Here is a 14,399-nt window from a genome sequence, read left to right on the forward strand (position 1 = left end):
CGCACATGCTTAATCTTCGACGTTTTAGTATTTTTCAGCGTTTTGCTATGTTGGTTGGCATTGTTATTTTTGGCTTGATTGTATTGAGTGTTTCTAGCTTAAACAACCAATATAAAGCCCTTAAATACGAACAATACCTAAAAACACAAAATGTAGTGGAAACCGCTTATAGTATTATTGAACACTTTCACACACTTGAACAAAACAACACACTCACACAGCAGCAGGCACAAACGCAAGCAATGAATGCAATTCGTGCTTTACGCTATGACAAAACTAATTATTTTTGGATAAACAACTACCAACCAGAAATGGTAATGCACCCAATAAAACCCGCCCTTGAAGGTAAAGATTTAACTAACAATAAAGATCCAGACGGTAAAGCGTTGTTTGTTGAAATGGTTAATATTACTAAAAAAGATGGCGAAGGCTTTATTCCTTACAAGTGGCCAAAACCCGGTGAAGAACAACCCGTTGATAAAGTTGCCTTTGTAAAAGGGTTTAACCAATGGCAGTGGATAATTGGCTCAGGTGTATATTTAGATACCATAGATGCTGCTTTTTCGTCTCAACGTAACCTTATTATTTTAAACGCCGTAGTGATGATCATAGCTGTTATTGTGTTTAGTTACTTTATAGGGCGTAGTGTATTACTACCAACACGACTTGCCGCCAACATGATGAAAGATATTTCGCAGGGTGAAGGCGACTTAACCCGCACTTTAAATGAAGAAGGTAACGATGAAATTTCGAAGCTATCGCATTCATTTAATTTATTTGTTTCAAAAATGCGTGAATCGTTAGTACATGTGTCGCAAAGCGCAAACGATGTTAACGAACACGCACACACAGTTGATGACTCAACAAAAACTAGCCAATCATTCATAGAGCTACAAAACGACAGCTCGACACAAGTTGCAGCGGCAATGGAGCAAATGACCCATCAAATACATGATGTGAGCAGCAACGCAGAAGCCGCAGAGCAAGCCGCTAATGATGCAGCACATAACGCTTTAACGGGTAAACATGTAGTCGCAGAAACAATTACCGCCATAGAAACACTCTCGGCAAACATCGAGACAGTAAGTCGTGTAACAGAAGACTTAGCAAATGAAAGTCAGAACATAGGCTCTGTACTGGATGTAATTAGAAGTATTTCTGAACAAACAAACCTACTCGCGCTTAATGCTGCGATTGAAGCCGCACGTGCTGGTGAGCATGGTCGGGGTTTTGCAGTCGTTGCCGATGAAGTACGTACGCTTGCCAGTAGAACAGGACAAAGCACTGACGAAATTCAATCAATGATCAGTAAACTACAAGAAGGTACCCGGGCGGCTGTAGACGCAGTTAAAGCCAGCCAAACGCTTTCTGTATCAACCGTTGAACAGGCATCCTCTGCTAATAACTCACTCAATGAAATTGAACGACTCGTATCTGTTATCACTGAAATGAACAGCCAAATTGCACGTGCAACAGAGCAGCAAACTCAAGCTGCAGATGAAGTGAACCTGCGCATAAACGATTTATCTCAATCAACTGAGCAATCGTTAGATAATACCAAGCAACTCAATAGCGCCAGTGACAAGCTCAAACAAAGTAGTACCGAACTTTCATCTATTGTTAATCGATTCAAATTAAACTAAGTAAAAAAAAGCCCTGTTGAACAGGGCTTTTTCATTTAAATAGTTAACTGTTTATAAGCAGTAACAGGCAAATAAACTAGCAACAGATGCGGCTGTTGGTTTGCCATGTTGCCAATCACCACCTTCAACACCACTACCGGCAATATCCATATGCACGTATGGCAACGGCTGTGTAGAGTCTGTTCCGTGCTTGTCTAACCCGCCAACAACAGCTAAAAACGCCATAGGGAATTGGTGACCACGTGCCGTTACTGCAGAAGCTGCGTTGTTACTTGAAAGCACATCATCCGCCAAGGTACGAGGCTTAATAAAGTCGTAATCTTCACGGCGCGATCGCGATACTTCTGCACCATCAGCCCATAAATCGCCACAATCAGCAATTTGGCGCGAAACTTTAGCAAGCCTTGCTGGGCCATTTTCTACATAGGCACCATAAGGACCCATTGCTCGTGCGGCATGACCTGTAAGCGTTGCAACAGTAAATAATGTAGGGTTAACCTCTGTTTTAGCTAAATCTTTCATTTCGCTTAGTAGATCACCCATTGCCAAGCGCCCTTCAGCATCCGTGTTACCAATACGCACGCGCACACCTTCACGGCTTGTAATTATCTCATCAGGTACAAAACAGTCAGACCCAATTGAATTACGCACAACCGCTAGGTAAGCAATAACCTTCACACCTTCTGGTTGGTAGTCAGCCACGGCTTTCATAAACCCTGCAACCGAGGCAGCACCGCCTTTGTCACGGCTCATACCCGCCATATAACCACCCACTTTTAGATCTGCACCGCCGGTATCGTAAACTAGGCCTTTACCAACAAACATAAGAGTACGGGTAACTTCGCCCTCAGGCACATACTCAAGCTTAACAACTCGTGGATGATGACGCTCAACCGCATAAGATGCACGCGCAACAGTACTTAACATAGGGTAATTTTTATCAATAGCCGTAATATCGTCTATTACATCAACGGCTATATTTGTGCCTTTAAATAAATCAACACAGTAATCAGCAAAGCGAGGTGGCGCCATGCGCTCAGGCTCGGTACCACATAAATCACGAGCAGCATACTGCCCAGCCGCAATAGCATTAACAGCTTTAACTGTTTGTGAACTGGCATTAATTAGCCCAATAGTGGCTATCGGCTCAATCTTTTCGCCGTGGTACTCACGCGCTTCTAAAGGCTGCCAAAGTGCTTGGCACATACCTAAAAATGAAACTTCTAACGCATGCTGATAACGGCTATCGCCTGACAAACTTGGTAAAAACAATGCTGGATTAACACTACCTGATAACTTGGCTTCATTGATTGCCAGTTTAGCGGCATCAAAATAACGACGAACATCGTCGTAGTCTCTATTTAGCGGCCCCGTTGGCGCTAAAATTACACGCTTATTTTCAATAACAAGTAAGGTTACCTGCTTGCCAATGCGCGCATCAATTTTTGACTGAGCTAAAACGGCATCGCGAAGAGAGTTATTAGGTAATTTAGAAAAGTCATCACTTATGATGATCAGTGCGTCATGTGATGCACATTCAAGACTAGCGCTTGTTAATTGGGCTAACACAGCTTTAGGGTATGCCATAAATACAGATCCTGTTAAAAACATAGACCTTTATTATCGTCGATTTGTATATTGAAGACCAGTAAGATGCGATAAGCGTTTAATTTATCTAAAACGCTTTGTAAATGCGTCACGCATCAATCCAAAATACTCAATTGTAAATTATGCTCAGGCTGGCTTTTAATACCGACGCCAATGCCTAATAACCTAACAGGTTGCTGCAAACCACGTTGATACGCTTTAGTAAGTAACTGAACAAAAATTTCAGTATTTAATTGATGATAAGCCTGATCGGCTGAGGTCACCACAAAATTAGCAAACTTCACTTTTACACTTAATTTATTAATACGATTTTGTAATTGTTGCTTATCAAGCCTACGCGTTAATTCATCTATTAAGCTAGGGATCTGATCCAAGCATTCTTGCAGACTGGTTTTATTGTATTCGTAGGTATGCTCAACACTTAAAGACTTACGTATTCGCTCGGTTGAAACGCTACCAATGTATTCTCCCGCACATTTTTGATAAAGCGACACACCAAAATTACCAACGTGTTGCTGCATCCAGTTCACCCCTTTTCCACGCACATCTTTCCCTGTATAAAGCCCTTTAAGATTTAATCTCTCTAGTGTCACTTTACCCACACCGGGAATTTTTCCTAGCGGCAGCTGTTCTAAAAATGGGTCAACCTCATTAGGCAGTACAACAAATTGGCCATTTGGCTTATTTTCATCACTGGCTATCTTGGCAATAAATTTAACTGGGGCCACACCAGCAGAAGCAGTTAGCCCTGTTGCGTTATATATATCAGCTCTTATTTGCTTAGCAATGAGTGTCGCACTGCCTTTACATGCTTGGCTGTCAGTAACATCAAGGTAGGCTTCGTCAAGAGAAAGTGGCTCTACAAGGTGGGTGTAACGACTAAACACTTCGCGTATTTGGCTCGATATTTCTTTATAAACAGCCATACGTCCGGGCACAATAACCAAGTCGGGACATAATTGCTTAGCATGGTAATTAGACATCGCAGAGCGCACGCCAAACTCTCTGGCTATATAGTTGGCGGTAGATAGCACGCCACGCCGACTGTTGCCGCCAATAGCAAGCGGTACATTTGCGAGCTTTGGGTTGTCTCGCATTTCTACCGCCGCATAAAAGCAGTCCATATCTATGTGTATAAACTTTTTCATCACCACAATAAAGACTGTTTATTTATACAGTCATTATTATGTAATCCCTATTTATAATCAAGCTCAGTGGCAATTAAAAAAGACGTTTAGTGCTTTCTTGCTCTTTCATACTTCGTAGCCAAAGCAAAACTTCAAAAAAGAACCCTGCCAAAATAAGAATAATAGCACCAGAGGCGTTACCCATTGCATAACAGGTAAACGACGCTATAAAAACTAAACTAGCTAATAACCAATTAATTATATTTTGCATGTGTGTGCTCCTGTGTGTGTTTTTTAACTGTATACCAAAATCAATTGGTTACAAAGTTTTTAAAACCACCTAATTATAAATTCCCTTGAGCTCACTAGTTCATATTGATAATCTAAGTGCTTTAAAGTTAAGAGCTATAAGTACATGCAAAGGTTCAAAGATAATCACCCTATTCATACCGACATCACTGTAGCATGGGCCGACATGGATGCCCTTCAGCACGTTAACAACGTGGTATACCTGCGTTATTTTGAAATAGCCCGAATAGACTTTTTAAATAAACTAAACTTATTCGACACCATTAAACCCGGTGGAGTTGGCCCTGTTATAAGTGAAAATACTATTCGCTATAAGCGCCCCGTTACCTTTCCCGACACTCTAACTGTTGGGGTCACTATTTCAGATATTAAAACCGACCGATTTGTAATGAATTACAGTGTATTTAGTCACGCACAAAGTGCGATAACCACCACGGGCACATCAAAAGTAGTGATGTTTGATTTTAAAACGGGTGCAAAAGCCCCAATTACAGAACCACTTTTATCAGCCTTACTAAAATACGCACAAGACGAGTCATAAGGAATTCCTATGCAATACAGCCCACTTGGTAGCAGCGGGGTTAACGTTTCAAGAGTCGGTCTAGGCAGTATGACTTGGGGCGTTCAAAACACTCAACGCGACGCAGACGATCAAATAGCCTATGCATTAGAGCGTGGCGTAAATTTTATTGATACAGCTGAAATGTATGCCGTACCTCCCTCGCCTGAAACCTACGGTAAAACAGAGCAAATTATTGGCGACTGGCTTTCTCGTAATCAACAAAAACGAAGCGACATAGTACTGGCAACAAAAGTAGCGGGTAACGGCCTATCGTGGGTACGAGAGGGTGGCGATATAACCCGCCAAGCAGTTATAGAGGCGGTTGATAATTCCCTTAAGCGCTTGCAAACCGATTATATTGATTTGTACCAATTACATTGGCCTAATCGTTCAACACCCCACTTTGCAAGGCAGTGGCCAGGAATACTTAAATTTAGTGATGTAGATACACAAGCTCACCAAGCTGGCATGCTTGATATTTTAGAAGGCCTTAACGACTGTGTTAAAGCGGGCAAAATTAAACATTGCGGACTGTCTGATGACACACCTTGGGGGATTAGCCAGTTTGTAAGTTTGGCAAAAGAGCACAACTTGCCACGCATGGTGTCGATTCAAAATGAATTTAGCTTAGCTCATGCTAAAGATTGGCCTTATTTGATTGAGCAATGTGTACATGAAGATATTGCTTACCTGCCTTGGTCACCTTTAGCAGCCGGTTTGCTAACAGGTAAATATCTAGAGGGTGCTCGTCCAAAAGGCTCGCGGTGGAGCTTCGCACAACGTAATGGTATTTTTAGAGATACCCCTAATGCCCAACAAGCAACAAAGCTATATGCAGAGCTTGCTCATGCAAACAATATGACGCCAGCACAACTTGCTCTTGCGTGGTGTAATCAGGTAGATGGAGTAACGTCTTCTATAATTGGCGCCACAACTATGGCGCAGTTAAAAGAAGACATAGACGCTTTTAATATCACTTTGAATGAAGAAACCTTAACGAGCATAGGGACTATTTTCAAAAACTATCCTATGCCTTACTAACTTTAGTTTTTTAAAAGTATAAAAGCAGGTAAATCACTACCTGCTTTTTTTAACTAATAAAAAATGATTGTTTATTATTGTTAATTACTATCTATACTAAAAGTATTACTTTTTAAAGAAAGTTTATGCAATGGTAAAACGCGTATTAATAATTAGTTTGTTATTTTCATCGTTCACAGCACTTGGTAAAACTAAGCAAGCAGAGCCCATTAAAGAAATAATTTGGCTACAAAGCTACACCCCCCCTTTTCACATAACTAAAAGCGATAAAGCGCCACAAGGTGGGCTTTGTGACAACTTAACAGAGCAACTAATTAACACAATTACTGATGTAAAGCATACACGGCTAGTTGTGCCACAGCAGCGTATAAATAAATATTTAAATGAAGGTAAAAATGTATGCTTTCCATGTGTTATTTATAAAAAACAAAATAATCACATACTCAAACTATCAAACCCAACCACTGTCTACCCGCCATTCTCCGTATTAACAACCACAGAATTAGCCCCAAAATTAACAAAAAAACACGGCTTACCAATTAATTTAATTAATTTATTAGCCGATCAAAACTACATTTACGGCCAAGCCGCGGCACGCAAATTTTCAAATAGAATAAACACAATTATTAGCAATACAAAACTTAATAATAGCTCGTCATTTAGCTGGAGTAGCGAAAACGAAAGCCAAGCCGTGATTGCGCGCTTAAGCCGTGGCTTTTTAGACTACTCTATTGATTACCCATTTATGGCTGACTACTTTAATAAACAAGGAAGGTTTAATAACATAACCAGTATCCCTTTGGCTGAAGAGGAAGATGGCTTTATACGAGGTGCAGTGGGCTGTGCTGTAAAAGCAAAAAATAACTTTGCAACTCAAGCAATAAAAAGGATTAACAATGCATTAAAAACAACCATTTTACAGTCACCTGAGTACATAAAAAGTCAGCATGCTTTTTTAAACCCTAGTTTTGCTGACTTCAACAAACACTATCAACAGCAGGTTATTAACTTTAAGCTACCTGCCACTGATGCTCAATCAAACACTGTTCATTAGCGTACAGAGCAACAGAAAAAGTACTGTTTTCAGCCACTTCACCAACACCTGAAGGCGTACCAGTCATGACTACGTCACCATCGTCTAAGCTCATAAACTCGCTGATTTCTTGTAAAATAGCATCGGGTTTACTTAGCATGAAGTGAGTATCGCCTTGCTGAATAACGGCGCCGTTAATTTTTAATTCAAATTTAAAGTCATGTACGCTGCCACTTAATGCAACAAACTCACTAAAAACAACTGAGCCATCAAACGCCTTTGCGCGCTCCCATGGTAATCCTTTATTTTTTAGTTTACTTTGTACGGTGCGTTTTGTTAAATCAAGCCCAAGACCAACACCTACAAATTTTCTGTTTTTTACTACAAAGCATAACTCTGTCTCGTAGTGCAAAACATCGCCATTATGCTGGGCTCTTAGAGTGTGTGTAATTGCGCTGTTAGGTTTATTAAATAACACCATTTCATCGGGAGTTTCGTTATTTAACTCTGCAATGTGGGCTGTATAATTCCTGCCAACGCAGACGATTTTTGAAGGCGTTAATCTTTCAGAGTCTAGTGTTATAAACTGCATATAATTTAAACCTCACGCTTTAACTTATAAGTGTTTCTAATAAGCCTAAATTAATAGGTTTTAATAAAACACGATCAATATTTAAATCTTTTATCTCTTTTGGATCAGGTTCCGCACCACTCACAATAACTAATCGCAACTCAGGGTATCGCTCGTTAACCTGCTCACCTAAGTCAATTCCGCTGCCATCTGGTAAATGCATATCTAACAATACTTTATCAAATTGCTGATCGTGGTTAAGTATTTGCAAACACTGCGCACAGCTTGACGCTATAACCGTCTCTACTCCTAAGCTTTCTAAAAGCAACTGGGTTATTTGTGCAGCATCGTCATCATCTTCTACCAATAAAAAGCGCTGCCTTTTTTCACTTAGCGCTTTAACTTGAATATCTTTTGCCTGAGGCGCATTTTCAGGCGAAACTAAGTAATCCTGAAGGCATTGATATAACGCACTGCTGTCAACTGGTTTTGGTATTACGTCATTAAAACCTAGTGCTGCAAGCTCTTCATGTATTCCTTTCATTGTGGCAGCTGTAAGCGCAATTATTGGCCCTTTGTAGCCCATTTTTCTAAGCTCAATGGTTGCTTCTTTACCACCCATTATTGGCATATGAATATCAATAAAAATAATATCGTATGGCGCTTTATAGGCGTCGGCTATACGCACTTTTTCAAGCGCTTGCTGGCCATGCTCTGCATAGTCTACTCGCGCGCCGCAGCTACTGATCATATGCCCTACCAGCATTCGTAAATCGCGCAAATCATCAACAACCAGTACTCGCCCGTGGACTTTACTGGGTGTTAATTTACTTTGTAACTGTGGGGCACTGCTAAAGTTGAGCACTTGTCGCTCAACATCACTTATGTCACCTGGGTATACCGAAATAGTAAAGGTCGACCCTTTGCCTATTTCTGAATGCAAACTTATATTACCTTGCATACGAGACAATAGCTCGGCACATATTGCCAAGCCCAAACCTGCACCGCCAACTGAACGCGACTCTACATCGGCTATTTGTTCAAATGGTTTAAAAATAAGCTGTTGCTTTTCGGGGGCAATCCCCATTCCTGAATCTTTAATGCTAAAAAAGAGCATCTCTGTGCCGTCAACATGCTGCGTCCAAGCCTTAACAACTATCTCGCCTTTATCTGTAAACTTAACGGCGTTATTAATTAAATTTATTAGTATTTGACGAACACGCGTCGCATCAAGGCGGGCAACTAGCGGGAGCGCTTGGTCTGATTCAAACTTAAGTGCTAACCCTTTATCAAGCACTGATACACGCATTAACGTGTATACATCTGCAAGCATGCTATCGAGGTTTACTTCACTGGGTGTGAGCTCTAGTTTATCTGCGGCTATTTTTGATAAGTCTAATACGTCATTAAGCAGGCTAAGTAAGTGTTTACCATTTCTGTAAATAACCCCTAACTCGTTTTCGGCTTGTTGACTAAAGTCGCTTTGCATTAACAATTCTGTGTAACCTAAAATTGATGAAAGCGGTGTACGTAACTCGTGGCTTAAATGCGCTAAAAAACGGTCTTTTGAGCGGTTTTCAGCTTCCGCTTTTAAACGTTCTACGCGCTCACCCTCAACATCTTTTCGGGCAAGGGCGTAACGAATTGCACGGGCAAAACGGCTTGAGCTCATTTCTCCTTTAATCAAGTAATCAACAGCTCCAGCGTCAAGTGCCGCAGAATCTAGTTCATCATCCGATTGCCCCGTAAGCATAATAATAGGCCCGCTAAAGCCATTAGCTATCGCTTCTTTTAAAACATCGAGCCCATTAGATGCCCCAAGGCGGTAATCAAGCAAACAAATATCGTGCTCGTTTTTACTTAGCGTTTCTATTGCTTGCTCTGGAGAGCTTACCCATTGAACGTTAAACGTATGTGAGTCTAATTGCTCCAAATAGTCGCAGGTGAGTATGTAATCATCTTCATCGTCTTCTACAAGTAGCAACTGAGTCACTTTATCTAACATACAATCTCCATTAATCGTTAAACGTACTTGGCAACTCTACAAACTCAACCCAATATTTCCCAAGGGTTTTCATCAAATCAACTAAGCCATCAAAAGTTACAGGCTTAGTAATGTATGAAGCTGCACCTAAGTTATACCCTTTAACCATATCTTCTTCTTGTTTCGATGTGGTTAAAATAACAACTGGAATCCCTTTTAAATTTGGGTTTGCTTTAATCGCCTCTAACGCCTCGCGGCCATCCATTCTTGGCATGTTCAAATCAAGTAAAATTAGCCCAGGACGCGGCGATACTTCTTTATCAGCAAACTTTCCTTTGCGCTCCAAATACTCAAGTAACTCAACACCATCTTCTACAAAGTGCAGCTCGTTAAGTACTCGGCTTTCAGCAAGTGCATCTTGCGTTAATAAACGATCATCTTCGTCGTCGTCAGCCATTAAAATAGTAATTGGTTTAACTTTTGTGTAGGGCATTTAAGCCTCTCCTTGCAAGGTGAAAAGCGCAGCTTCCACTGGTAGTTTTATAATGAAGGTTGCACCTTCACCGTCTTTACTTTGAGCTGTAATAGTACCGCCATGGCGCTCTACAATCCGTCTGCACACAGAAAGACCAATACCTGTCCCTTTATATTGTGAGCGACCATGCAAACGCTGAAACGGTACAAATATTTTATCAGCATAGTCTTGAGAGAACCCTATGCCATTATCCTTTATGGTAATTACTTGAAAGCTTAATTCTGCATTGTGATCTTCATTAAAAATAGCCTCATGTTCGTAACTAATTTTTATATGCGGACTCACATCTTGGCGTCTAAACTTAACCGCATTCGAGAGTAAGTTTAAAAAAAGTTGCTGCATTTGGCTTTTATCTGCTTGAATAACAGGCAACTCTGCCACTTCAATTTGTGCATCTGACTCTTTTATTGCAATCTCTAAGTCGCTAAGAATATCGTCAACTACTTCATTTAAGTTAGTATCATCAAAGTCTTTACCACGCGTAGTAACACGCGAAAACTCTAACAAGTCGTTAATTAAGTTCGACATTCGCTGTGCGGCGTTTTTCATACGGCCAATATAATCCAAGCCTTTTTCGCCTAAATCATCTTTGAACATGGTTTCTAACCGGTCACTAAATGCTTGAATTTTTCGAAGAGGTTCCTGCAAATCATGGCTTGCCACAAAAGCAAACTCTTCCAACTCCCGGTTACTTCTGCTTAACTCGTCTGAATACAAGGTTAGCTCTTGCGTGCGTTCAGATACTTTACTAGCCAATGTTTCGTTTTGTTTCTCAAGATCAAATCGATATTGAGCGGCATTTCTGAGGTTTAAGCGTGTCATTACAAACATGCCTATAATCAGTATTGCACTAGTAATCGCGGTAATCGCAAACGTAATTTTGGCCTCGTTTTTGATTTGAGCAAGCTTTGAAAAATGGCTCACTTTAAACAGTAGTTCGCGATCTTGTATATCATTTACACGTTCACGAATTTGCTTGTAAAGCTCTCGGCCGTTGTGGGTATTTAAAATAGCTAAAGCACGGCGCTCTTTATCATCAAGCGCTAAGTTAACTGTTTTTTTAAGCTCTTTAATTTTGCTTTCTGCCAGAACAAGTAGCTGTGCTATCCGCTCTGATTGGCCATCAATTTCCGAATGCAGTGATTTAACATGATCTATTTGTGCTTCTAACTGGCCAATTGCATCGAAGTAAGGTGTAAGGTAATCATCTTCTTCCGTTAATAAATAGCCACGCTGCCCAGACTCAGCCTGTACAATAGATAAATGCAATTGCTCTATTGCCGAACTTAGCATGCTAGTGTTGTCTAAGCTTTTTTGTGTTTGGGTTAACCCTTGAATTGTATTTAATGCCAAAAATGCATTGCCCACAATAATAGATAACAACACAACTATAAAAGCCGCCCACGTAACATTCGCTTTACCTTGTTGTTTTTGCATGCTTATTTACTTTCCTGTTTGCGCATAAAACACGCTTTCATCATTGTGAATCAACAATTTTTTGTAAGCTTTCACTGCATTGTTGGCAATTGCTAATAATTTTATTTAGTGCCTCGAGTGCCTTTTCTTTTGGCATATCGTTTTCAAGTACTAACTTAATTAGCTCAGCATTCATTGAAATACGATTTAAAGGGGCTCTTGCGTCATGAACTAATTTATTAAGCGGCTCCGGTTGATTGTTCTGTGTCATGTTACCTCTCAACTTATTTATACTCGCCAATACCACCGTAAGCATTAAGGCGGTTATAAAGTGTTTTAGTGCTAATTCCTAGCATTTGTGCGGCAAGTGTTTTATTCCCTTGTACCTTGTCGAGCGTTGCATGAATGAGCTCTTTTTCAACTTCTTCTATGGTTTGTCCAGCCGACACTGCGTTATCAGCACTTTGATTATTTACACGTGAAAATGGCGACTCTAGATTATCTGGCAGTGTCACTTCGCCTGATTTAGGGTCACTCATGATAAAGGCACGGTGAATAGCATGGCGAATTTCACGCACATTGCCCGGCCACTCATAACTTTGCAGCTCTTTAAGCTGTGCAGCAGTCCAACTAAATGCGGTGCCATTCTCATCGTTTAGCTGATCTAAAAATGCTTTTGCTAACAGTGGAATATCGTCTTTTCGATCTCTTAAAGGCGGAATATCAATAGGAAACACTGCGAGTCTAAAGTAAATATCTTCACGAATAACGTTGTTTTGAGCCAAGTCTTCTAACGTTCGGTTAGTTGCAGAGATTACTCGACAATTGGTTGGAATTTCTTTATTGCCCCCTACACGCGTTACTTTTTTAGTCTCAAGAACACGTAATAAATTAGGCTGCATATCAATTGGCATTTCGGTTACTTCATCTAAAAACAAAGTACCGTCGTTTGATTGCTCAAACACCCCTTCTTTGCGCGCAATTGCACCTGTAAATGCGCCTTTTTCATGGCCAAATAATTCACTGCCAATCAGCTCTTTCGAAAGTGCACCACAGTTACTAGCCACTAATGGGCCTTCGCACTGGCTGGCATTGTGTATTGCCTGAGCCACAACTTCTTTACCTGCGCCACTTTCGCCCATTAACATGACATTGGCATTTGTTTTGGCTACTCGCTCAATCATATTGTAAAGTTTGTGCATTGGCTCTGACTCGCCAATTAAGCTGCCAAAATGACGCGTAATACCACTGGTTTTTGCCTTTTTAACGGCTACTTTTTTAGGGCCATTTAAAACAAGCTCTAAATCTTCGCGTTGAAGGGGTTTTAGAAGGTGCCCAATATTAGGCTCACACATATCAGCCAATATTCCCTTCACTGAAGGGTGGCCCGATATGAGTGTAATTTTTGGAGATTGGCCAATTATTTTTAAATGGTCAAGCAAATGAAGTCCGCTTCCATCAGGTAACATGAAATCAAGTAACACATGATCAAAGGTATTATTTTCAAACCATTGGTGTGCTTCTTTTAAACTGGTTGCGGTGCTTATATTGTGGCCGAGGAATTCGACTATGTGGCAAACAACGTCACTAAATTCAACGTCATCATCTACTAAAAGTATGTTTAACATGATAAATCCCTGTTCTTTTTTTTTATTCTACGCACCCTAAGAACTAATTTAAAGGTGCGTATTGAGCTAATCTTTTAAAATAACTTAAATGATTTATTGTCCTATTATATCAACCCTCTATTTACGTAAGCTGAAAGCATAACGATCACAATAAAAACAATTTTTATTTGCAAGTAACACTTATACAGCTGATATACTCGTATGTTAATAAAAGGAGATGAAATGCAGCAATTAAAAACCTTAATCCACTCTGGTATTAATATAAACCAAGGCACTCATTTCACACGTATTACCGCTCGTGCCATTGTAATAAAAAACAATAAAATATTACTTATGTACACAAATCGTTATGAAGATTATAGCCTACCTGGCGGTGGTGTAGATGAGGGCGAAAGCATTGAACAAGGCTTAATTCGCGAGTTGAGCGAAGAAACCGGCGCTAAAAATATTACTGTGGTTAAAGATTTTGGTCTCTACGAAGAGTATCGCCCTTGGTATAAAAACGACTTTGATATTATTCATATCAAATCGTATTGCTACGTGTGTAATATTGCCGATGAATTTGGCAAAGCAAAATTAGAGCACTACGAACAGCAAAATGGCATGACCGCAAAGTGGGTTGATATAAACGATGCAATTGCACATAACGAACGCACATTAGCCAATAGTGAAAAACAAGGCCTTTCTATTTTACGAGAAACCTACCTGCTCAAACAAATTGCACAAACGCTATTTTAAAGCCAAGTATAATTTATTAATCAGTTTGTAAATTTTGCACTGACCAGTACTTTTTACTTTATCTAATTTACAAAATTATAAATTAAAAAAGTAAAACAAGACTTTAAAAATAAAATAGCCAATAACAATCAACAAGTTAAAACAAAACCATTCCTGCGATTATATTGGCCTTTGATTTGCACCTATCTGCTTACATAAATTGTA

At 40.1% G+C, this 14,399-nt stretch carries 14 protein-coding genes; 5 read left to right on the plus strand and 9 right to left on the minus strand.

Annotated elements, in window-relative coordinates:
* Positions 1–5: 5 nt before the first annotated feature.
* Positions 6–1,643 carry a methyl-accepting chemotaxis protein gene (locus tag AC27JL_RS10690; RefSeq protein ID WP_487195610.1) on the plus strand — a complete coding sequence of 546 codons (1,638 nt, stop codon included), beginning with the start codon at positions 6–8 and terminating at the stop codon, positions 1,641–1,643.
* A 51-nt stretch (positions 1,644–1,694) separates the two neighbouring features.
* On the opposite strand, the gene AC27JL_RS10695 is transcribed toward AC27JL_RS10690, so the two are convergent.
* The 3 genes from AC27JL_RS10695 to AC27JL_RS10705 form a co-directional block, all read right to left on the minus strand.
* The gene (locus AC27JL_RS10695) at positions 1,695–3,230 is read right to left on the minus strand and encodes a M17 family metallopeptidase (RefSeq protein ID WP_203986214.1); all 1,536 of its coding nucleotides are present in this window, start codon (positions 3,228–3,230) and stop codon (positions 1,695–1,697) included.
* Positions 3,231–3,346: 116 nt separating this feature from the next.
* Positions 3,347–4,399, minus strand: a complete 1,053-nt coding sequence (gene dinB, locus AC27JL_RS10700; RefSeq protein WP_203986210.1) for a DNA polymerase IV — start codon at positions 4,397–4,399, stop codon at positions 3,347–3,349.
* A 73-nt stretch (positions 4,400–4,472) separates the two neighbouring features.
* Positions 4,473–4,649 carry a hypothetical protein gene (locus AC27JL_RS10705; RefSeq protein ID WP_006793665.1) on the minus strand — a complete coding sequence of 59 codons (177 nt, stop codon included), beginning with the start codon at positions 4,647–4,649 and terminating at the stop codon, positions 4,473–4,475.
* A 144-nt stretch (positions 4,650–4,793) separates the two neighbouring features.
* On the opposite strand from AC27JL_RS10705, the gene AC27JL_RS10710 reads away from it, so the two are divergent.
* The 3 genes from AC27JL_RS10710 to AC27JL_RS10720 all read left to right on the plus strand — a co-directional run bounded on the left by AC27JL_RS10710 (position 4,794) and on the right by AC27JL_RS10720 (position 7,344).
* Complete coding sequence (locus tag AC27JL_RS10710) at positions 4,794–5,228, plus strand: acyl-CoA thioesterase (RefSeq protein ID WP_006793666.1); 435 nt, start codon at positions 4,794–4,796, stop codon at positions 5,226–5,228.
* Between the two features lie 9 nt (positions 5,229–5,237).
* Positions 5,238–6,290, plus strand: coding sequence for an aldo/keto reductase (locus tag AC27JL_RS10715; RefSeq protein ID WP_203986201.1), 1,053 nt, complete (start codon positions 5,238–5,240; stop codon positions 6,288–6,290).
* Positions 6,291–6,420: 130 nt separating this feature from the next.
* Complete coding sequence (locus AC27JL_RS10720) at positions 6,421–7,344, plus strand: ABC transporter substrate-binding protein (protein WP_203986199.1); 924 nt, start codon at positions 6,421–6,423, stop codon at positions 7,342–7,344.
* Here the strand turns inward: AC27JL_RS10720 and AC27JL_RS10725 are convergent.
* The 6 genes from AC27JL_RS10725 to AC27JL_RS10750 are packed head-to-tail and all read right to left on the minus strand — an operon-like array spanning position 7,301 to position 13,457.
* A complete protein-coding gene (locus tag AC27JL_RS10725) occupies positions 7,301–7,915 on the minus strand; it encodes a fumarylacetoacetate hydrolase family protein (RefSeq protein ID WP_203986196.1) in 615 nt (204 codons plus the stop codon). The genes AC27JL_RS10720 and AC27JL_RS10725 overlap by 44 nt on opposite strands.
* Before the next feature lie 19 nt (positions 7,916–7,934).
* Entirely contained in the window at positions 7,935–9,899 is a 1,965-nt protein-coding gene (locus AC27JL_RS10730) for a response regulator (protein ID WP_058430250.1), read from the minus strand.
* Between the two features lie 10 nt (positions 9,900–9,909).
* Entirely contained in the window at positions 9,910–10,371 is a 462-nt protein-coding gene (locus AC27JL_RS10735; protein WP_008126515.1) for a response regulator, read from the minus strand.
* The gene (locus tag AC27JL_RS10740; protein WP_277054656.1) at positions 10,372–11,856 is read right to left on the minus strand and encodes a sensor histidine kinase; all 1,485 of its coding nucleotides are present in this window, start codon (positions 11,854–11,856) and stop codon (positions 10,372–10,374) included. It lies immediately after the preceding gene.
* A gap of 34 nt (positions 11,857–11,890) precedes the next feature.
* On the minus strand, positions 11,891–12,100 hold the full coding sequence (locus AC27JL_RS10745) for a hypothetical protein (RefSeq protein WP_006793673.1): 210 nt from the start codon (positions 12,098–12,100) through the stop codon (positions 11,891–11,893).
* Between the two features lie 13 nt (positions 12,101–12,113).
* Entirely contained in the window at positions 12,114–13,457 is a 1,344-nt protein-coding gene (locus AC27JL_RS10750) for a sigma-54-dependent transcriptional regulator (protein ID WP_006793674.1), read from the minus strand.
* A gap of 222 nt (positions 13,458–13,679) precedes the next feature.
* On the opposite strand from AC27JL_RS10750, the gene AC27JL_RS10755 reads away from it, so the two are divergent.
* Positions 13,680–14,195 carry an NUDIX hydrolase gene (locus tag AC27JL_RS10755; protein WP_006793675.1) on the plus strand — a complete coding sequence of 172 codons (516 nt, stop codon included), beginning with the start codon at positions 13,680–13,682 and terminating at the stop codon, positions 14,193–14,195.
* Positions 14,196–14,399 lie beyond the last annotated feature (204 nt).

Source organism: Pseudoalteromonas sp. 4NS20-0020 (genome assembly GCF_057554385.1).

What these genes read in the sequence shown, in the direction of transcription:
- AC27JL_RS10690 (WP_487195610.1), top strand. Translation starts at nt 6, where the DNA reads ATGCTTAATCTTCGACGTTTTAGTATTTTTCAGCGTTTTGCTATGTTG.
- AC27JL_RS10695 (WP_203986214.1), bottom strand. Translation starts at nt 3,230, where the DNA reads ATGGCATACCCTAAAGCTGTGTTAGCCCAATTAACAAGCGCTAGTCTT.
- dinB (WP_203986210.1), bottom strand. Translation starts at nt 4,399, where the DNA reads ATGAAAAAGTTTATACACATAGATATGGACTGCTTTTATGCGGCGGTA.
- AC27JL_RS10705 (WP_006793665.1), bottom strand. Translation starts at nt 4,649, where the DNA reads ATGCAAAATATAATTAATTGGTTATTAGCTAGTTTAGTTTTTATAGCG.
- AC27JL_RS10710 (WP_006793666.1), top strand. Translation starts at nt 4,794, where the DNA reads ATGCAAAGGTTCAAAGATAATCACCCTATTCATACCGACATCACTGTA.
- AC27JL_RS10715 (WP_203986201.1), top strand. Translation starts at nt 5,238, where the DNA reads ATGCAATACAGCCCACTTGGTAGCAGCGGGGTTAACGTTTCAAGAGTC.
- AC27JL_RS10720 (WP_203986199.1), top strand. Translation starts at nt 6,421, where the DNA reads ATGGTAAAACGCGTATTAATAATTAGTTTGTTATTTTCATCGTTCACA.
- AC27JL_RS10725 (WP_203986196.1), bottom strand. Translation starts at nt 7,915, where the DNA reads ATGCAGTTTATAACACTAGACTCTGAAAGATTAACGCCTTCAAAAATC.
- AC27JL_RS10730 (WP_058430250.1), bottom strand. Translation starts at nt 9,899, where the DNA reads ATGTTAGATAAAGTGACTCAGTTGCTACTTGTAGAAGACGATGAAGAT.
- AC27JL_RS10735 (WP_008126515.1), bottom strand. Translation starts at nt 10,371, where the DNA reads ATGCCCTACACAAAAGTTAAACCAATTACTATTTTAATGGCTGACGAC.
- AC27JL_RS10745 (WP_006793673.1), bottom strand. Translation starts at nt 12,100, where the DNA reads ATGACACAGAACAATCAACCGGAGCCGCTTAATAAATTAGTTCATGAC.
- AC27JL_RS10750 (WP_006793674.1), bottom strand. Translation starts at nt 13,457, where the DNA reads ATGTTAAACATACTTTTAGTAGATGATGACGTTGAATTTAGTGACGTT.
- AC27JL_RS10755 (WP_006793675.1), top strand. Translation starts at nt 13,680, where the DNA reads ATGCAGCAATTAAAAACCTTAATCCACTCTGGTATTAATATAAACCAA.